The following is an 18,662-nucleotide window of genomic DNA, read 5'->3' as shown; positions in this document are numbered from 1 at the left end:
CGGGAATCCGCCACTGTGAAGACGAATCCGCACAATTCCTAAACAAGCCTAAACAAGCAGGTAGGGCGCGCCCAGGGCGTTCTTCGCGCGCTGCGCCCTCGCGATCGTCAGGACCACGACGATCGCGAGGGCCGCGGCGGCGATGTCGACGAGGTCGAGCAGGGCCCACTGCACGGCCGCGCCCCGGAGCGTGCCGAGCGAGGCGTCGGACGCGGGGTCGGCGACGAACCATTCACCCACCAGCACGGCCAGCCAGCACGCCCACCAGAGGTTGATGGGGCCGGCCGCGAGGCGTGGCACCCCCTCGCCGGCCCGCCACGGGACGCTCGACCGCCAGATGTCGGCGACCATCCGGCGCGGGTACCAGAAGTTCACGACCGGCAGCACCCAGCCCCAGAACACCCAGCGGGAGGACAGCCGCTGCCCGTCGGGCGAGTAGATCTCGGCGTTGAACCGGACTCGGCCCATCCAGATGATGAACAGGACGCCGCAGGAGACGACCCCGAGCGCCTGCAACCCGGCCGCCATCGTCACGAAATCGACGGCGCGATGGGCCGCAGCCGCGTCGGCCGCCGCGTACACCAGACCCTCGGCGACGAGCGAGAACAGGTCCCCCGCGATGCAGACGCCGAGCAGGACGACGACGGCGGACGTCAGCCCGTCCACACTCACCGGCACCGGGCCGTACGCGCCGGGCGGAGGGGACGGGTAGGTCGGGTGGGACGGGGACGGCGGTCCCGGTACGGCGGCGGCGCGGGTGCACTCCGGGCAGAGCCCGGTCCCTTCCACCGCGTCACGTCTACGGCAATGGGTGCACAGCATGTTCAGTGATCCCCCCAGGATCGCCGCCCTCCCCGGGCGGCCTCACAATGTCAGGCACCCGTCACGGAACGGGCGCCGGCGAACCTTACGTTCTAGCCCAGCTTGTCCGCCAACTTGACGAAGTCGCCCCAGGCGAGCGCCGGACGGGCCGGATCCCAGAGCTTCTGGACGGTGGCCCGCAGCGGCAGCCGGATACCGGCCGCCACCTGATCCGGCGTCTGCGCGTTCGGGAAGTCGCCCCAGACCGCGAAGGTGCCGCCGGGTATCTGCCCGTCGTACTGCGCGGCCACGGGCTGCGTACCGCGCAGGACCAGCGGATTCCACTGCTCGTAGATGCGCTGCCCGGTCGGATAGACGAAGGCGTTGGGCTGGCCGAGTACGTAATAGAGGTACTCGTCGTTGTAGTTGATCACCTTGCGGCCCGCGCTCAGGAACTCGGTGGGCGGCCGGGCGCCGATCTCCTTGCCCGTCCAGTACGCGACGTACAGATCCTTGGCGGCCTGCACGGTACCGCCCCGGAAGAAGCCGTCGTTCCAGGCGCGCATCTCCCGGCCGTGGGCGCGCACGGTGTCCGCGCGGTCGTTGAGCCATCCGGTGGTGAGGTCGGCGACGCCCGCGTTCGCGCCGTACTTCTGCCGTGCGGCGGTGGCCAGTTGGGGGTACGAGGCGGCCGGGTCCTTGGCCATCAGCGCGCGGTACTCGTCGCCGCCGAGGTTCCAGAACGGGCCGGGGAACAGGTCGGCGAACTCGTTGAGGAGGTCGTCGACGAGGGGCGCGGCGCCCGGCTTGGAGATGTCGATGGCGCCGCTCGCCACCGCCCCGCTCGTATTGCGGAGCTGGAGATCCGGGTGCGGGGCGAGCACCGCGCCCAGATGGCCGGGCGAGTCGATCTCGGGGACGACGTCGATGTGCCGGCTCGCGGCGACCGCGAGGATGCTCCGCACCTGCGCCTTCGTCAGATGGTCCTTGGAGACCACCTCGGGGTGCGACGTCGATTCGATACGGAAGCCCTGGTCGTCGGAGAAGTGCAGCCCGAGCTGGTTGAACTTCAGGTCCCCCAGCTCGCGGACGCGGTCCTCGATCCAGCCCACCGGGTACGGCTTGCGCGCGATGTCGAGCATGAATCCGCGCTGCGGCTTCGCGGGCCGGTCCTTCACCTCGCCCTCGGGCGCCTGCCCCGCCTCGCGCACCGCCTGCTTCAGGGTCCGCGTCCCGTAGAACACACCCTTGTCGGTGGGCCCGGCGATCCGCACCCGGTCGTCCTTGACGGTCATCGTGTACGACTCGGGCCCGTCGCCCGCGCCCGGCGTCAGCGCGAGTTCGACATCCCCGGCACGCGCCCCGGTCTGCCCCGCGTACGCCAGTTTGAGTTCCCCGGCGATCAGCTTCCCCTCGTCGGCGAGCGCCGCGTCCCCGACGACGACCCGGCCCCCGCCGCCGGGGCGCCAACCGGGCCCGCGCGCGGCCGTGAAGTCCCGGACGGCGGGGATCGTACGGGGCGCCTGCGACAGGTCGTACGAGCGGGACGGCGACGGCGAGACAGCCTTCGTACCGCTCGACGCGGCGCCCGTCCCGGTCGACGGCTGCTCGCGTGACGCGCGGTCGGAGCCGTCGGGCCATACGGCGAACGCGATCCCGGCCACCGCCGCGACCAGCAGCGCGCTGACCGTGACGAGCACCGTCCGGCCCCGCGCACCCCACCGCGCCGGGCCACCGCGTCGCCTGCCCTGCCTGCGGGAGAACCTGGGTATCACGTCACCACCTCCTGTCTGGCGAACCTATGATCGAACCTGCGGGCCCGCACTCCGGGGCACCGTCCATCAGACGTGGTGAAACTCTCCCGTTCGGGTGAAATTCGCGCATCCGTCGGACAGCCCCTACCCGACGTCGCTAGCGTGAGCGAGCGCGCCGCGCGTCCCCCGCACACCCGGACGCACATCCGGACCCATCCAGCCCAGCGCACCCCACCCGCCACACGTCACCATCGCCGCCCGGCACCCTCGCCACTCCAAGTCGGCACCGCCCGCTCCACATCACCACCGCACCACACCACCCGCACCCCACGTCACTCGCCGAGGAGCACACGCTGCCTTCGCACCGGTCCCCTCGACTTCCCGGCCGCGTCGCCCTGCCGTCCCAGAGCCGGTCCCCCGCGCGCCACCCGGGACTCGCCCGGCTCAACGCCGCCTCACCCGAGAACGCGAACACCGCGCTCCTCGCGTGCTGCGCCAGCCGCCGCTGGGCCCATCGACTCGCCGCCCACCGGCCCTACCAGGACCTGGACACCCTGCTCGCCGCCGCCGACGAGGCCGCGTACGACATGACGCCCGCCGATCTGACCGAGGCCCTGGCGCAGGAGTCCCGCGTCCTCCCGCCCGACCTCGCCTACTCGGCCGCGCACACCGCACTCAGCGCCGCACACGCCGCGTACGAGAGCCGGTTCGGACACGCGTTCGTGCTCTGCCTCGACGCCTTCGCGCCCGAGGAGGCCCTGGACCATGTCCTGGCCGGAATCCGGTCACGGCTGGGCAACGATCCCGAGGAGGAGCGCGTGGTCACCGCCGACGAACTCCGCCGACTCGCCCGGGGCCGGCTCACCCGACTGGTCCTCGCCGACGCGCCCGGCACCCCCGGCGACCAGGCGTCCGGCACGGCAGCCGCAACCGGAATCGGCACCGGAACCCTCGCGGGAGACCCCTCGTTCGGCGGATTCCGGTCCCTCCGATAGCCCGTACGTGCCTGATTGATTGCCTGTTTGATCACACCGCCGGGCCCGGCGTGAACGTTCCGACAACACGTCGCTACGATGGCCGGGGCCGGTGGACCGTACCCGGCCGGGCCAGACCGACCTTCCCGAGCCGGCATGGCCCCAATCCCCGCTCCCGGAGGGTTCTTCCGTGCCGGCTGGAACGCTGTACCGCGGCCGGGAAGGAATGTGGTCCTGGGTGGCTCATCGAGTCACCGGCGTCCTCATCTTCTTCTTCCTGTTCGTCCATGTGCTGGACACCGCTCTCGTCCGCGTCTCCCCCGAGGACTACGACAACGTCGTAGCCGTCTACAAGACGCCGATCGTCGCCCTGCTGGAGTACGGCCTCGTCGCCGCCGTGCTGTTCCACGCGCTCAACGGTCTGCGGGTCATCGCCGTCGACTTCTGGTCGAAGGGCGCCCGCTACCAGAAGCAGATGCTCTGGACCGTGATGGGTGTGTGGATCGTGCTGATGGCCGGGGCGCTCTACCCCGTACTCGGCCACGCCGCTCGTGAACTGTTCGGGAGCTGACGCGCATGTCCACTGATCTTTCGCAGCCGGGCACCTCCGGCGTCGGCCCCGTCGAGAGCGCCCCGGTGTACGACGTCGACAACCCGGCGCCGCTCATCGAGGCCCCGCGCCAGCGCACCTCGCGCACCCCCAAGTCGACCCGCGGCAACTTCGAGATGTACGGCTGGCTGTTCATGCGCCTGTCCGGCATCGTCCTCGTCGTCCTGGTCCTCGGCCATCTGCTGATCCAGCTCGTCCTGGACGGCGGTGTCTCCAAGATCGGCTTCGCCTTCGTGGCGGGCCGCTGGGCCTCGCCGTGGTGGCAGGCCTGGGACCTCGCGATGCTGTGGCTCGCCATGCTGCACGGCGCCAACGGCCTGCGTACGGTCATCAACGACTACGCGGAGCGCCCGAACACGCGCCTGTGGCTGAAGGGCCTGCTGTACACCGCCACGGTGTTCACCATCCTGCTGGGCACGCTGGTGATCTTCACCTTCGACCCGAACATCCGCTAGGCACGGGGCTGAGGCAACCACTCATGAAGATCCACAAGTACGACACCGTCATCGTCGGCGCGGGCGGCGCCGGTATGCGCGCCGCCATCGAGTCGACGAAGCGCAGCCGCACCGCCGTGCTGACCAAGCTCTACCCCACCCGCTCCCACACGGGCGCGGCGCAGGGCGGCATGGCCGCCGCGCTCGCCAATGTGGAGGAGGACAACTGGGAGTGGCACACCTTCGACACGATCAAGGGCGGTGACTACCTGGTCGACCAGGACGCCGCCGAGATCCTGGCGAAGGAGGCCATCGACTCGGTCCTCGACCTGGAGAAGATGGGCCTGCCGTTCAACCGCACCCCGGACGGCACCATCGACCAGCGCCGGTTCGGCGGCCACTCCCGCAACCACGGCGAGGCCCCGGTCCGCCGCTCCTGCTACGCGGCCGACCGCACCGGCCACATGATCCTCCAGACGCTGTATCAGAACTGCGTGAAGGAGGGCGTGGAGTTCTTCAACGAGTTCTACGTCCTGGACCAGCTCCTCACCGAGGTCGACGGCGTCAAGAAGTCGGCGGGCGTGGTCGCGTACGAGCTGGCGACCGGTGAGATCCACGTCTTCCAGGCGAAGTCCGTGATCTACGCGTCCGGCGGCACCGGCAAGTTCTTCAAGGTGACGTCGAACGCGCACACGCTCACCGGCGACGGCCAGGCGGCCGTGTACCGGCGCGGACTGCCGCTGGAGGACATGGAGTTCTTCCAGTTCCACCCGACCGGCATCTGGCGCATGGGCATCCTGCTGACGGAGGGCGCCCGCGGTGAGGGCGGCATCCTCCGCAACAAGGACGGCGAGCGCTTCATGGAGAAGTACGCGCCAGTCATGAAGGACCTCGCGTCCCGTGACGTCGTCTCGCGCTCCATCTACACGGAGATCCGCGAGGGCCGCGGCTGCGGCCCCGAGGGCGACCACGTCTACCTGGACCTGACGCACCTCCCGCCGGAGCAGTTGGACGCGAAGCTCCCGGACATCACCGAGTTCGCGCGCACCTACCTGGGCATCGAGCCGTACACGGACCCGATCCCGATCCAGCCGACCGCGCACTACGCCATGGGCGGCATCCCGACGAACGTCGAGGGCGAGGTCCTGGCCGACAACGCGACGGTCGTACCGGGTCTGTACGCGGCCGGCGAGGTCGCCTGCGTCTCGGTGCACGGCGCGAACCGCCTCGGCACCAACTCGCTCCTCGACATCAACGTGTTCGGGCGGCGCGCGGGCATCGCGGCGGCCGAGTACTCCGCGAAGGCCGAGTGGGTCGAGCTGCCGGACGACCCGGCGCGGCTCGTCATCGACCAGGTGGAGCACCTGCGGTCCTCGACGGGTACGGAGCGCGTGGCGGTTCTCCGCAACGAACTCCAGGAGACGATGGACGCGAACGTGATGGTGTTCCGTACGGAGCAGACCATCAAGACGGCCGTCGAGAAGATCGCCGAGCTGCGCGCCCGCTACAAGAACGTGTCCGTGCAGGACAAGGGCCGGCGCTTCAACACGGACCTCCTGGAGGCCGTCGAGCTGGGCAACCTGCTCGACCTGGCCGAGGTCATGGCGGTCTCCGCGCTGGCCCGCAAGGAGTCCCGCGGCGGCCACTACCGCGAGGACTTCCCGAACCGCGACGACATCAACTTCATGCGCCACACCATGGCGTACCGCGAGGTCGGCGACGACGGCACCGAGTCCATCCGTCTCGACTACAAGCCGGTCGTCCAGACCCGCTACCAGCCGATGGAGCGTAAGTACTGATGGCAACTCCCGTACTGGACAAGGTGGAGGCGGAGGCCGCGGCCTCTCCGTACATCACGGTCACGTTCCGCGTCCGGCGGTTCAACCCGGAGGTCTCGGCGGAGTCGACCTGGGAAGACTTCCAGCTGGAGATCGACCCGAAGGAGCGTGTCCTCGACGGTCTCCACAAGATCAAGTGGGAGCTGGACGGGACGCTGACGTTCCGCCGCTCGTGCGCGCACGGCATCTGCGGTTCCGACGCGATGCGCATCAACGGCCGTAACCGGCTGGCGTGCAAGACGCTGATCAAGGACATCAACCCGGAGAAGCCGATCACGGTCGAGCCCATCAAGGGCCTGACGGTCCTGAAGGACCTGATCGTGGACATGGACCCGTTCTTCCAGGCGTACCGGGACGTGATGCCGTTCCTGGTCACGACGGGCAACGAGCCCACGCGCGAACGCCTCCAGTCGGCGGCGGACCGCGAGCGCTTCGACGACACCACGAAGTGCATCCTCTGCGCGGCGTGCACGTCGTCGTGCCCGGTCTTCTGGAACGACGGCCAGTACTTCGGTCCGGCCGCGATCGTCAACGCGCACCGCTTCATCTTCGACTCGCGTGACGAGGCGGGCGAGCAGCGGCTCGAAATCCTCAACGACAAGGACGGGGTGTGGCGTTGCCGCACGACGTTCAACTGCACGGACGCCTGTCCTCGGGGGATTGAGGTCACGAAGGCGATCCAGGAGGTGAAGCGGGCGCTGATCACGCGCCGCTTCTGATCTTTGACCGGTTGATATCTGACCGGTCGCCCAGGTATCTGAGGGCCGTTCCTCCCGAATGGGTTGGAGCGGCCCTCGGTCGTAGGGTTACATGGTTTCCTGACTGACTGACCGGCTGAACGCGGAATACGGGGGACGGGATGACGGAGCCGAATCCGTACGGGAACAAGGGTGCGGGTGGTGGCGCCGAGGGCGGCGGTTACCAGTGGGGGCCGGGCGGGACACAGGGCTACGGCTACCCGAACCAGACGCCACCGCCGCCGGGCTATGGCTACCCCAACTCGGCGCCGGGGTACGGTTTTCCGCCCCCGGTGGGCGCACCGCTGGTCCCGGCGGCCGGCGGTGGCGGGGCCCCTTTGCTGTCGCTCGGCGACATCACGGTGGTGGGCGACCAGATCATGACGCCGGCGGGCTCGCTGCCGCTGCGGGGCGCGGTCTGGAACGCGACGGACATGTCCCACACCGAGGAACGCATCCCGCCGCACGCGATCGTCCTGGCGATCATCTTCTTCATCTTCTGCCTGCTGGGCCTGCTCTTCCTCCTGATGAAGGAGAAGAAGACGACGGGCTATGTCCAGGTCACGGTGACGAGTGCGGGCCGCCATCACTCGACGATGATTCCGGCGCATGGGCCGGGGGCGTTTCAGCAGGTGATGGGGCAGTTGAACTATGCGAGGTCGCTCAGCGGGATGTGAGGTTTCCCCTGAGGAGCGCGCTGAGGATGCTCGTCAGCCGGGGTTCGACGTCGACCACCGCGTGTGCCATGTCCGGGTGGGTCTCGTAGAGGGTGCGGAGTTGGGTGCCGGGGGCGGCCATCTGCCAAAGGGCCCCGGCCATGCCGGTCGCCGTGGCGATCACGTCGGTGGCCTGGACTTCGGTGAACCCGAGAAGGCCGCGCAACACGTCCGCCGTTGAGGCGACTTCGGCGAGGGCGACCTTCTTGAAGGCGTAGGCGGCGTCGAGGGAGACGTTGCGCTCCAGGTTGAGGGGCGCCTGGGCGAGGAGGTCGCAGAAGAGCGGCCGGGCGACGAGGGTCTGGGCGAAGAGGGCGGCGATCGCTTGGGGGTCGGGGCCGGTGTCGTTTCCGGTGCCGGTATTGCTTTTGGGGCCGGGTAGATCGCGCAGTCGCGACCGGAGGACGGCCGACCACTCCTGCCACCCCTCGGTGGTGAGCGCGAGGAATATCTGCTCCCGCGTCTCGAAGTACCGCAGCATCGCGGACTTGTGCATGCCCACACCTGCGGCGATGTCCGTGAGTGTCACCTCGCGCACGCTGCGTGCGGTGGCGAGGGAGCGGGCGGTGTCGAGGATCGCCCGCTCACGCTGCTGTTTCGCCGCCGCGCTGCGGGCGCGCTGGGGACTGTCCGGCTTCATGACGGGAATCTAACACAACCAAGTTGCACTAATAATAAAACCGTGTTTCGCTACGAGTATGACTACACAGCCGAGCACACAACCCCGCAGCACACAGCCCCCTGGCACACAGACATGGTTCATCACGGGTTCGTCCCGGGGCTTCGGCCGCAATCTCGCGGTCGCGGCGCTGGAGGCGGGCGACAACGTCGTCGCGACGGCGCGCAAGCCGGAGCAGTTGGACGACCTCGTACAGAAGTACGGAGAAGACCGCGTCCTGCCGGTCGCGCTGGACGTCACCGACCGGTCGGCCGCTGTGGCCGGTCTGGCGGCGGCGGTCGAACGGTTCGGCAGGGTGGACGTCGTGGTCAACAACGCCGGATACGCGAATCTCGCGGCGGTCGAGAGCACGCCCGAGGACGACTTCCGCCGCCAGTTCGACACCAACTTCTGGGGCGTCTACAACGTCTCGACGGCGGCCGTCCCGGTCTTGCGGGAGCAGGGGGGCGGCACGATCGTGCAGTTCTCGTCCATCGGCGGTCGCGTCGGCAGCACTCCCGGCCTCGGGTCGTACCAGGCCGCCAAGTTCGCGGTCGACGGCTTCACCCGGGTCCTGGCGGCCGAGACCGCGCCGTTCGGCATCAGGTACCTGGTCGTGGAGCCGGGCGGATTCGCGACGGACTGGGCCGGCGCCTCGATGCAGGTCCCGGAGGTCGCACCGGAGTACGAGGCGTCGGTCGGCGAGATGGTGCGGGTGCTGAGCGGGCCCGTGTCGGCGGCGGGCGACCCGAAGCGGGCCGGCGAAATCCTGGTCCGCGTCGTCAAACACCCGAACCCGCCGTCGCACCTGATCCTCGGCGCGGGGGCGGTCGAGATGGCGCAGGCGTACTCACGGGGCCAGTTGGAGGAGGCGGGCACCTGGGAGCCGGTGAGCCGGTCGGCGGACTTCGACGAGGACTATCCGGTGGGTCTTCCGGAGGGATCGGGGGCGGAGCGATGAAGCAACTGGCTGACAGGGTTGCGCTGGTGACGGGGGCGGGCAGCGGGATGGGGGCGGCGACGGCGCGGCTGCTCGCGGAGCGGGGCGCGGCTGTCACCCTCGTCGGCCGCCGCGCCGACAAGCTCGATGAGGTCGTCGCTCAGATCAAGGAGGCCGGCGGCGAGGCGCTGGCGGTCCCGGGAGACGTAAGTGCCCCGGAGGACGTGGAACGGGCGGTGGCCCGAACCGTGGAAACCTTCGGGAGCCTCCACTACGCGGTCAACAACGCGGGTGTGACGGGGAATTTCATCCCCACGGCCGACATGCCCCTGGACGCGTGGCGCAAGGTCATCGGCATCAATCTCGACGGTCTCTTCTACGGTCTCAAGTACGAGATCCCGGCGATTCTCGGCAGCGGGGGCGGTGCGATCGTCAACGTCTCCAGCGTATTCGCCGACCGGGGCGGCCCGACCGTGGAGTACTCGGCCGCCAAACACGCCATCCGCGGCCTGACGCGCACGGCGGCCAAGGAATACGGCGCACAGGGCGTACGTATCAATGAACTCCAACCGGGAGTCATCGACTCGGAAATGACCCGGGCGAACCCGACGGGAACGGAGGAAGTCGCGGCGCACGGAGTCCCTTTGGGCCGGATAGGCCGCGCCGAGGAAGTAGCGACGGCGATCGCATTCCTGCTGTCGGACGAGGCGTCGTATATCACGGGGGCGCATTTGGCGGTGGACGGCGGGTTTCTCGCCTGAGCAGGGGGCGGGGGCGAGGTCGGAGCTGGAGCCGGGTCGGGCGCCGGTGGATCGGGGGCGACTCCCCTCCCCTGGGCACCGAATCGGTCAAGATGCGGTGGTGAACGCTGAAGAGGGTCCCGTAGAACACGAGGACCGGTGGGTCCTGAACCTTCGTGGCATGAGCGTCACGAAGATCAGTGTGGACTTCCGCCTCGCACTGCTCCTCGACTCGGACTGGGAAGTCGCGTGGGAAGCGCCCGTCAGCCTCTCGCACGGGACGGACCATGCCGACGGCCCGCCCGTACTCCTGAAACCGGAGTCGCAGGACGTCGCTGCGGCCCTTGCGCTGTTCGGAGCGCATGTCGTGTCGGCGATCGCGTTCAAGTCCGGCACCCTGCGTCTCGTGTTCGACACGGGCCACCATTTGACCTGCCCGCCCGATCCGACCTTCGAAGCCTGGCAGGTCACGGGCCCAGCGGGCCGGCGCTTCGTGTCACTACCCGGAGGCGACCTCGCCACCTGGTCCGGGACGGGGGCGAGCGCGTCCTAGCGGCGACCCGTTGAACGGCATCAGCGCAGGGAGCGCAGCATCACGTCGTACAGGTCGGCGCCCGTCCACGGCCGTGCCTCGCCCACCTTGCGGTATCCCCACGCACGGTACGCGGCCGAGGCGGCCCTGCCCTCCGGATGGACGTTGAGCAGCACCCGTTCGGCATCGAGGCCGTCGAGTAGTGTCTCGTGCAGTCGCCTCGCCACGCCTCTCCCCCGCCACCGTGTGCGCACGGCGAGTTCCATGAAGCCGAACGTGCGGTGTCCGTCCTCGCGGCGCATTTCGTCCGGCACCGGTTCGGTGAGCTGGTCCCACCATTCCGCGTTCGCGCTGAGCGGGTGCCCGTAGGCGATGCCGATGGGTTCGCCGTCCTCGCCGCGGGCGATGACGGCGCGGAAGGCGGTTCTGCGGGTCTGGGAGCGGAAGCGCCGCCGGAAGGTGACCGCGATGTCCGCCTCGCTCTCGTTGTAGGGCGGCTCGGCGAACACGTCGGCGTATACGAGCCGGAAGGCGTCCTCGGCCTGCCGGGCGGCCGGTCCGTCCAGGCGCTCGACCGTAATAGCTATCTTCTGCGTCATGCGAGGTTCTCCCCCCTGCTTATCTGGTGGCGCCGGCCGGCCACAGAATTGTTACCGGTACTCCCGTGCCGCACGCGTAAGAGACGACGTCCGCGGTGCCTCCGTAGCCGCGTGCGTGTTCCGCCTGCACCTCGGGACGCCGGTCCTGATGACGTCGAGGACCGTGGGCCTCGCTCGCGGCTACCCGATGGAACCCCAGGCGCCAACAAAAAAGTACTCGACTTGCAAGTCCGCCGATGAATCAGCCAGCCCGACTCCCTCCGTCATGGACAGCAGGTTGTGCACGATCCTCACGAAGCCATGGAGGTCAGTGGGAATCAGCCGATCAAGCCCTTCCAAGAAGATGGCGACCGGCGACTCGTCTTCCGCCGTAAGGAGATCCCATAGACGATCACCAAAGGCCGCCCAGCTTCCAGCTACCGGTGCTCGGTGCACTCCCGCTAGCACTGTCTTTGCTGGGGCCATGACTTGAGCCATCACGTCCCACTCGAAAGAGCCCTAAGTACGGGAGGGACCCATGGTCCGATACTTGAGACCGCTCAGAAAGAACCGAAGAACCGGTCCCACCAACTAGGCTCACCCGAACCGTGAAAACGCAGATGGGCGGCTCCATCATAGCGGTTCGTAAGAAGTTCTTCCGGAATCACGACGTACCCCAACCCGGCAAGAGCTTGCTCAACCTTCTCAAGGTCACTCGCGCCGAGTTCGCCTTCTGCGCGCGCTTCATCCGTACCCAAGAATGCACCAGGGTTATCCGCAGCCACCATGGCCAACGGTTTGAACCTGCTCACTAGAACAACAATCCGCGTCCCGCAAACTGTGGCTTCCGCTGGCACATTAATCCGCCCGTACTGAGCAGAGTCCTGGACATCTCGATCGATTTTACAACGCGTCGAGAATCGAGAATCGATCTTTGCAACCAAGCGACTTAGTGATGCTGCGGCCTCAACCCCGTCATAGCCAGCCGGAAATTCCAGCCATTCGGGATCATCTAGCCCACGTAGCATCTCCATCAGTTTTGCATCGCTCACCACGATTCTCCAACCCTCGTCCTCTGACATCGCCGTCAGCTACCGCTGTAAACACTCCAGGGACAGGGATTCACGCCGCCGAGGAGCGTCTACGTGCGAAAGTGCACCACACCTCGTGTTCCCGCCCTGCGCGGGCCGCAGAACTCCCACATCAGACGAATGACTCGCACCCGAAATAGGGGGTTCCGCTTTCACCGCTACTAAACTTCTTCGCCCATCGCAGCGAGAGCCCCACGGGCAGCATCAACGACATCACCCCACGCTCGCGTTTGGATGATTTCTGAATCAGACGATGACGGTGGAGAAATTGCCAGGTCCAACACCGAATTCAACATCTGCATAGCTGCGACTTCCTCGTCATCGATGAGGACGTAACCCAGCCTCCCGCGTGGTTCCGCGAGAACGCCAGTGTCATCGAAGAAATCCAGCGCCTCATCGAGGCCGGCATTGCCTGGATCCCTCGGCATCCAGTTCTCCTCCTGCCAGCCCCTGTCACTCAATCTGACCAGCCAGTCGATGAGCTGAGCGCGGACCCAAGGAGTCTCCAGTTCAGCGGTTTTAGGGGGCATTCCAGCTCCTCCACGTCTGCTTCCCGTCGGGCGGTGTGCGCCTGACCAGCCATCGGGCCGTGATCGAATCACTTTGCGATCAAACCGTCAACTCATCGAATGCCTGGTGCCAAGGGCCAAGATTATGGTAGCCACGCAGGGCCGCTTCAATGGCGGCAGGAGAGAAAGACTTCTGAAGCATCATCTTGCCGGCCTGCTCCGGAGAAATTGGTGGCCCCAAATTTCCACGGACGTCCTGAATTCGGTATTCTCCGGGCGGCTCAACCCAAACTTTATACATCAGCTCCGGTATCGACTCGGAGACTTCGCTATTCCCAATAACACACCACGTACCGTCCTTGATTCGCATATCCATAGTTTCTGCGAGAAAGATCGGATCCTTCAGCTCCAGTTGCGACACATCACAGGAGGCACCATCGTCGAACAGTTCGGAGAACACAGATAGCAGGACATTGCCACGCAGTTTTTCAATGATCTGAGCCGGGGCAACCATCTCACCGACTACCGGAATTGTAAGAAGATCGCCCCTCCTGTATCTCTCTAACATATAGCCCCTCCCAAGCGGCCCTACAGCCAAGAAACCCATCCCTAGCCCAGCTAAGCGTCGGCTCGATCCAAAACATCCAAGTCACCTTCGAAGGAGACCACAACAATCCACGCTCGATCCTCTGCAAGAAAGTAGTGATGCTCCGACACCTCAAGAAGTGCAACCGTAACCGAAGCGGCCTCACTCCCAGTAAAACGCACGCCGTAGGGCGAAAGCCCGTCTCCTACATGCTCGACTACAGAACCTGGCCTGATTCGTGCGCAGACTTCCCTGGATGCACTCGCTGCGAGCAGCTGCTCGTCGTCGATTCTCCAATGCTTATGCCTCCCACCCACGCGACGCCAATCGATCTTCCCCCCTACGAAAGGGAAATGCAGCTCCAACCAATCGAATACATCTGACGCGCTTGTTTTCCTCAGGGAAGCTAGAGGCGGCACGGAAAATACCTCGTCTTCCCAATAATCATCAGACAAACCATTCCCCTATCAAGGGCATCCGTGCAGACCTTGAAGCTTCGTCACGGTCGCCTCGCTGGCAGCCCCACTTCGATCATCGAATTCGATCCGGAATCCCACCTTGCCATCAGCCGTCATGACTTACTGCTCCACGGAAGTGCCCTGAGTTCCTTCTCCGACGGGATGCGGAGACGGCCGATGTATCCCGCCTTGTCGTCAGACGCCGCCCCACCACCGCCGGTGCTCGGTGTACTCCCGGTGCCGCCGCTGCCTGTGCTGGGGCCATGAATTGAACCGTTATGCCCACGCCCAGATAGTCGTGCTTGTTCGGCCACGTCGCCAGGGGCCTCTGCGGGACGGCGGCTCGGCGTACCCTTTTTTGGAGGCAGGGAGGAGGTATCCAGCCGACGCGCACCCTCGGTTCCCTTGTGCAACTCGCAGCTCACAGCTCACAGCTCACCGTATGGTTCATCCTCAGGCCCATCCCTTCCCGCAGGCTCAGTTCTCGGCGTCGACCTGACATAGAAGCAGGTCGAACTCCGGGCCGTCGGGGGAATTCCGGTACGGGCCCGCGTACTTGTAGCCGAGTTTCGCGTACAGGTCCTGACCGCGGTGGTTCGACGGCAGCGCGAGGAGGGACGACCACTGCGGGGCGACGGCCCGGAGCAGTTCGGTGTGCAGACGGGAGCCGATGCCCTGTGACTGCCACGGCGGGCGGACGGCCAGTTCGCACAGGCCCATCAGGCGTTCGACGCGGGCGCCCGGTGGAATCTTCTCCACCAGGTCGGGGCCGAACCAGTAGTCGGCGCTGCACGGGAACGCGTACCCGAAACCCACGGCCGTGCCGTCCACGTACGCGACGACGAGGGTGAATCCCGGGTGTTGGAGGTGTCCTGTGATCTGCCGGTGCAAGGCGGGTAGGGACAGGTCGCCGGCCGCCGCGCCGGGGTGGTCGACCAGCTCGGGGTGGGCGTCCGCCCAGATGTCCGCGATCAGGTCCAACATCGAGGGGACGCTGCCAGGACCGTGGATGCGGAGCACCACGTCAGTACTGGCTCCGGTGTCGGTGCTCGGGGTCGTCACCGAATCCCCCTTCTCAACTGTTGTCGGTACGACTGGGCTTGCGCCCGACGTGGGCTGAGCTTCAGCAGGGTGTCCACATCGGTGAGGTCGTTCAGCACCGCGTCGGCTCCGGCCGCCCGTAGTTCGGTCGCGGAGGTGCGGCCGGTGGCGACGGCGATGACGTACACCCCGTTCTCGCGACCTCCACGGACGTCGGCCGCCGTGTCACCGATGAGCACCGCGTCATGAGCCGGGGTGGCCGAGCGTGTCAGGGCGATGTCGACGAGCGCCGGTCGTAGGTCCGCGTCCTCGCCGTACGCACCACCGTCCCAGTCGATATGGGTCTCCAGGCCAAACACTGACAGCTTGACCTCCGCGACCGCGCGGACGTTTCCCGTGACCACGGTCTGACGCACGTTCGCGGCGGCGAACGCGTCCAGCGCGGCGGCGGCACCGGGCAGAGCGCGGCCCCGCTCCCTCAACTCCGCCGCATGTAGTACGTGTTGTTCGGCCAGGGCCCGTGCGAACCGCTCGAAGTCCGCCCGCCCTGTCTCCAACCCGTGCAACTTGGCCGTCTCCCGGAAGATCACCGCCTCCGTGATCCCGTCAACCGTCGCCTGCTCCCGCACGGGAACCCCGGTCACCCGCTCGAACGCCACCGCCGACAGCTCCCGCCCGAGCCCACGGGTCGCGATGAGGGTGTGGTCGATGTCCCAGAGGACGAGATGAGGCATGGCTGACGCATCCCTTTCGCCTATCTGGTGGCGCCGGCCGGCCACAGAATTGTTACCGGTACTCCCGTGCCGCACGCGTAGGAGACGACGTCCGCCGTACCTCCGTAGCCGCGTGCGGGGAGTCCGTCCCAGACGGCCACCACCTCGTCCGAGAGGCCGACGAGGATTTCGCTGCCTGTCTGGTGCGCCGAGGACGTGGATTCCCTCAGCCCGGTTTCGTGCGCGTCGGAGGATCGGGCGAGGAGGGTGTCGTAGTCCGGGTGGTGCCAGGTGGGGAGGCCCGCTCGGTACTCGGCCGCCGGTACGACGACCTCCAGTCGTCCGCCCGCGTCCAGGACGGCGTGGGCCCACCAGGAGTCGGGGCCGTCGGCGAGGCAGCTCACGGCGACCAGATCGTCGTGGGGTGCGTACGCGGCCAACTGTCGGGCGAGGAGCGTTCGTACCTGGGCTTCCACCGGCTCGGGCAATCCTCGGTGCCCGGTGATACCGACCCGCATCCGCTACCTCCCGGGGTGTAGGTCGAGGAGCATCGCGTCGTAGTACGGCGCGGTTTCCCAGGGGTGGGAGACGCCGATCTTGCGGTACCCCCAGTGGGCGTAGGCGGCTTGGGCTGGGGCCGCTTCCGGTTCGGGGCGGGTGGTGAGGGTGACGCGTTCGGCGGGGATGTCCTTGAGCAGGGTGGTGTGGAGGCCGGTGGCCACGCCTTGGCGGCGCCAGGGTTCGCGTACGGCGAGTTCGATGACCGCGAAGGTCCGGCGCCCGTCTTCGCGGGTGAAGTCCTCGGGCGCCGGGGTCTGGAGGTTCTTCCACCAGGAAGTGTCGGCGGGGAGGAGGAAGCCGAAGGTGAAGCCGATGATGTCGACGTCCCCGCGTGCGAGGACCAGCCGGAATCCGGGGCGGCGCGCCTGGACATGGAACCGGTCGGTGAAATCAGCGATGTCGCGGGGGCCTTCGCGGTACGGGGGTTCGGCGTAGACCTCTGTGTAGGTGGGGAGGAAGGTGTCCAGGTGACGTGCGGCGTCAGCGCCCTCGTACGACTCGAAGCGCACCGTACGGTCGTCCATCTTCTGGGGGCGTCCCTTCATGTCGGCATCCGGGGCCACGGGCGAAGATACGGGTACGGAGGGCTCAACTGCGAGTGGGAAAGGGGCCGTTCGTCCTGGAGTGTCGGGGGTAGCGTTCGAGTGTCGAGTAGGACGGAGTCCGTGATGCCCGCGACACCTGACAGCAGCCCCCTTCCCCTTCCCCAGACCTTCGGTCAGCGTCTTCGGGCCGTGCGCGAACGGGTCGGCATGTCCCGGCCCGTGCTCGGCGGGCTGGTCGGGCGGTCCGCCGAGTGGGTCAAGGCGCTGGAGGGCGGGCGGTTGCATGTGCCCCGTTTGCCGCTTCTGCTGCGCCTCGCCGATGCGCTCGGTGTCGATGATCTGGCCGAACTGACCGGTGACGAGCGGTTGTCGGCCGCGACGTACACCAAGGCGGTACACCCCGGACTCCCCTCGGTCAGGGCCGCGCTGACCCGCTACCACTTCGACGGCGGTGACGAGCCGGAGAGCGCGGACGCGCTGGTGGCGCGGGTACGGCAGGCGTGGCAGCTCTGGCACGGCATCGGTGACCACCGGGCCAACGTCGCGCTGGTCCTGCCGGATCTCGTCGCGGACTGTCAGCGTTCGGCGCGGGGGTTGGAAGGGGCGGATCGGCGCCGGGTACTGGTGGCGCTGGCCGAGACGTACCATCTCGCGCAGCTCTTCCTCTCCTTTCAGCCCGCGCCCGAGCTGGTGATGCTGACCGGGGACCGTGCGATGACGGCTGCCCAGGACGCGGACAGCCCTCGGTCGATCGCCGTCGCGGCCTGGTACATGAACCACGTCTTCCGGGACGCGGGCGAGCGGCACGAGGCGCGGGTCGAGCTGGCGATGCAGGCGGCCGAACTCCTCGACCCCGACCGGGGACCCGGGGATCTCGCGCGCTGGGGCCTGCTGCACCTGGCCGCCGCGCTGTCCTTCGCCAAGGTCGGCCGGCGCGGCGACGCCGAACGCCACTGGGACCGGGCGGACGACGCCGCGCGGCGCCTGGGCGGGTACGTCCACCCCTGGCTGATCTTCGGTCGCGGCATGGTCGACGCGTACGCCATCACCATGAACGCCGACCTCGTCAGCCCCGGCCGAGCCATCGACGCGGCCACCCACATCGACCTCGCCCCGATGCCGTCGGCGACCCGACGCAGCTTCCACCTGGTCGAGTCGGCGCGGGCCTACCGGCTCCAGGGGGAGGACGTGGCGGTGGTGCACCTGCTGAGGAAGGCGCACGAGGCGTCTCCGGAAACCGTCCGCTTCAACACCTTCGCCCGCCCGGCGGTGGCCGAACTCGCCACGGGCCGCAACGCGATGATCCGCGAGGACGCCCGAGCTTTGGCGCGGCGGATGGGCGTTCCGGCCTGACAGGTGCGATAGGCGGGTACGGAGGAGCGGGTACAGGTTGTACCTCTTCACATACGAGGAGTGACTGTACCTGTCGGGGTGTTACGAGGCTCCTAACGTCGACGACTCAAGGCGCGTTCGATTCGAGGAGTCGACGTGAGCGACGGTACGTGGTGGCAGGCGCGGATCACGGAATGGCTTGCCGGGGCGCATCCGTCACCGGTGACCGTGTACGCCGAGTGGGAGCGGTGCGGTGTTGCGCTAGTTCCCGTCGGGCGGTGTTTTGCGGCTGCCCGATTACCTGGGGATCTGGTGCATGCCGCTGCCGGAGGGGATCGACTTCTCGGCGTGCGGGCGGTGTTCGGGGCCGTTATCGGGGGGCCCGTCATGCATGACGGGTACTCGGTCGGGGTCACGTACTAGACGAGTCATTCCTATGTGATCAGTGGTCGTAGGCGATCAAGGATCGTGTGACCGGCTGGCCGGTCTTGTGGTTGTGCCAGATCGCGGCGGT

Annotated in this window: 21 protein-coding genes; 10 read left to right on the top strand and 11 right to left on the bottom strand. The window is 67.5% G+C overall.

Annotated elements, in window-relative coordinates; genetic code table 11:
- Positions 1-48: 48 nt before the first annotated feature.
- On the bottom strand, positions 49-789 hold the full coding sequence (locus ACIQNU_RS11375) for a DUF4328 domain-containing protein (RefSeq protein WP_401364336.1): 741 nt from the start codon (positions 787-789) through the stop codon (positions 49-51).
- Between the two features lie 125 nt (positions 790-914).
- A complete protein-coding gene (locus ACIQNU_RS11370; protein WP_401364334.1) occupies positions 915-2,576 on the bottom strand; it encodes a glycoside hydrolase family 20 protein in 1,662 nt (553 codons plus the stop codon).
- Between the two features lie 278 nt (positions 2,577-2,854).
- On the opposite strand from ACIQNU_RS11370, the gene ACIQNU_RS11365 reads away from it, so the two are divergent.
- The 6 genes from ACIQNU_RS11365 (at position 2,855) to ACIQNU_RS11340 (ending at position 7,825) form a co-directional block, all read left to right on the top strand.
- Positions 2,855-3,550, top strand: a complete 696-nt coding sequence (locus ACIQNU_RS11365) for a 2-oxo-4-hydroxy-4-carboxy-5-ureidoimidazoline decarboxylase (RefSeq protein ID WP_401365593.1) — start codon at positions 2,855-2,857, stop codon at positions 3,548-3,550.
- A 169-nt stretch (positions 3,551-3,719) separates the two neighbouring features.
- Positions 3,720-4,100: a succinate dehydrogenase, cytochrome b556 subunit gene (gene sdhC, locus ACIQNU_RS11360; protein WP_401364331.1), complete on the top strand. Its 381-nt coding sequence runs from the start codon at positions 3,720-3,722 to the stop codon at positions 4,098-4,100.
- 5 nt (positions 4,101-4,105) lie between these two features.
- Complete coding sequence (locus ACIQNU_RS11355) at positions 4,106-4,594, top strand: succinate dehydrogenase hydrophobic membrane anchor subunit (RefSeq protein WP_401364329.1); 489 nt, start codon at positions 4,106-4,108, stop codon at positions 4,592-4,594.
- 23 nt (positions 4,595-4,617) lie between these two features.
- Positions 4,618-6,372, top strand: a complete 1,755-nt coding sequence (gene sdhA / locus ACIQNU_RS11350; protein WP_401364326.1) for a succinate dehydrogenase flavoprotein subunit — start codon at positions 4,618-4,620, stop codon at positions 6,370-6,372.
- Positions 6,372-7,130: a succinate dehydrogenase iron-sulfur subunit gene (locus tag ACIQNU_RS11345; RefSeq protein WP_401364323.1), complete on the top strand. Its 759-nt coding sequence runs from the start codon at positions 6,372-6,374 to the stop codon at positions 7,128-7,130. Before sdhA ends, ACIQNU_RS11345 begins: the two co-directional genes overlap by 1 nt.
- A gap of 140 nt (positions 7,131-7,270) precedes the next feature.
- Complete coding sequence (locus tag ACIQNU_RS11340; RefSeq protein WP_401364320.1) at positions 7,271-7,825, top strand: hypothetical protein; 555 nt, start codon at positions 7,271-7,273, stop codon at positions 7,823-7,825.
- Here ACIQNU_RS11340 and ACIQNU_RS11335 read toward each other — a convergent pair.
- Complete coding sequence (locus ACIQNU_RS11335; RefSeq protein ID WP_401364317.1) at positions 7,812-8,504, bottom strand: TetR/AcrR family transcriptional regulator; 693 nt, start codon at positions 8,502-8,504, stop codon at positions 7,812-7,814. The two genes, ACIQNU_RS11340 and ACIQNU_RS11335, sit on opposite strands and share 14 nt — an antisense overlap.
- 58 nt (positions 8,505-8,562) lie before the next feature.
- Between ACIQNU_RS11335 and ACIQNU_RS11330 the strand changes: the two genes are divergently transcribed.
- Genes ACIQNU_RS11330 through ACIQNU_RS11320 form a run of 3 tightly spaced genes read left to right on the top strand, consistent with a single transcriptional unit; the run spans position 8,563 to position 10,755 of the window.
- Entirely contained in the window at positions 8,563-9,483 is a 921-nt protein-coding gene (locus ACIQNU_RS11330; protein ID WP_401364314.1) for an SDR family NAD(P)-dependent oxidoreductase, read from the top strand.
- Positions 9,480-10,223 (top strand): SDR family NAD(P)-dependent oxidoreductase, encoded by a 744-nt coding sequence (locus tag ACIQNU_RS11325; RefSeq protein WP_401364311.1) that lies wholly within the window; start codon positions 9,480-9,482, stop codon positions 10,221-10,223. The genes ACIQNU_RS11330 and ACIQNU_RS11325 overlap by 4 nt, the downstream gene beginning before the upstream one ends.
- 46 nt (positions 10,224-10,269) lie before the next feature.
- Positions 10,270-10,755 (top strand): DUF6188 family protein, encoded by a 486-nt coding sequence (locus tag ACIQNU_RS11320; protein ID WP_401364308.1) that lies wholly within the window; start codon positions 10,270-10,272, stop codon positions 10,753-10,755.
- A 20-nt stretch (positions 10,756-10,775) separates the two neighbouring features.
- Here ACIQNU_RS11320 and ACIQNU_RS11315 read toward each other — a convergent pair whose 3' ends face one another.
- From ACIQNU_RS11315 to ACIQNU_RS11280, 8 genes are all read right to left on the bottom strand, one after another.
- Complete coding sequence (locus ACIQNU_RS11315; protein WP_401364305.1) at positions 10,776-11,333, bottom strand: GNAT family N-acetyltransferase; 558 nt, start codon at positions 11,331-11,333, stop codon at positions 10,776-10,778.
- A 539-nt stretch (positions 11,334-11,872) separates the two neighbouring features.
- Entirely contained in the window at positions 11,873-12,394 is a 522-nt protein-coding gene (locus ACIQNU_RS11310; RefSeq protein ID WP_401364302.1) for a hypothetical protein, read from the bottom strand.
- 170 nt (positions 12,395-12,564) lie between these two features.
- Positions 12,565-12,933: a hypothetical protein gene (locus tag ACIQNU_RS11305; RefSeq protein ID WP_401364300.1), complete on the bottom strand. Its 369-nt coding sequence runs from the start codon at positions 12,931-12,933 to the stop codon at positions 12,565-12,567.
- A gap of 79 nt (positions 12,934-13,012) precedes the next feature.
- A complete protein-coding gene (locus ACIQNU_RS11300; RefSeq protein WP_401364297.1) occupies positions 13,013-13,426 on the bottom strand; it encodes a hypothetical protein in 414 nt (137 codons plus the stop codon).
- A gap of 1,007 nt (positions 13,427-14,433) precedes the next feature.
- On the bottom strand, positions 14,434-15,018 hold the full coding sequence (locus tag ACIQNU_RS11295) for a GNAT family N-acetyltransferase (protein WP_401364294.1): 585 nt from the start codon (positions 15,016-15,018) through the stop codon (positions 14,434-14,436).
- The gene (locus ACIQNU_RS11290; protein ID WP_401364291.1) at positions 15,015-15,731 is read right to left on the bottom strand and encodes an HAD family hydrolase; all 717 of its coding nucleotides are present in this window, start codon (positions 15,729-15,731) and stop codon (positions 15,015-15,017) included. Before ACIQNU_RS11290 ends, ACIQNU_RS11295 begins: the two co-directional genes overlap by 4 nt.
- Positions 15,732-15,751: 20 nt before the next feature.
- Positions 15,752-16,228 carry a hypothetical protein gene (locus ACIQNU_RS11285; RefSeq protein WP_401364288.1) on the bottom strand — a complete coding sequence of 159 codons (477 nt, stop codon included), beginning with the start codon at positions 16,226-16,228 and terminating at the stop codon, positions 15,752-15,754.
- A gap of 3 nt (positions 16,229-16,231) precedes the next feature.
- Positions 16,232-16,816 (bottom strand): GNAT family N-acetyltransferase, encoded by a 585-nt coding sequence (locus ACIQNU_RS11280; RefSeq protein ID WP_401364286.1) that lies wholly within the window; start codon positions 16,814-16,816, stop codon positions 16,232-16,234.
- A gap of 123 nt (positions 16,817-16,939) precedes the next feature.
- Between ACIQNU_RS11280 and ACIQNU_RS11275 the strand changes: the two genes are divergently transcribed.
- A complete protein-coding gene (locus ACIQNU_RS11275; RefSeq protein ID WP_401364283.1) occupies positions 16,940-18,169 on the top strand; it encodes a helix-turn-helix domain-containing protein in 1,230 nt (409 codons plus the stop codon).
- The last annotated feature ends 493 nt before the right edge of the window (positions 18,170-18,662 follow it).

Origin of the sequence: Streptomyces sp. NPDC091292 (assembly GCF_044757265.1) — a bacterium.
In the GTDB taxonomy this organism is placed as follows: Bacteria; Actinomycetota; Actinomycetes; order Streptomycetales; family Streptomycetaceae; genus Streptomyces.
Note: the sequence above shows the minus strand (reverse complement) of the source record. Positions and strands in the feature narration are given on the sequence as shown.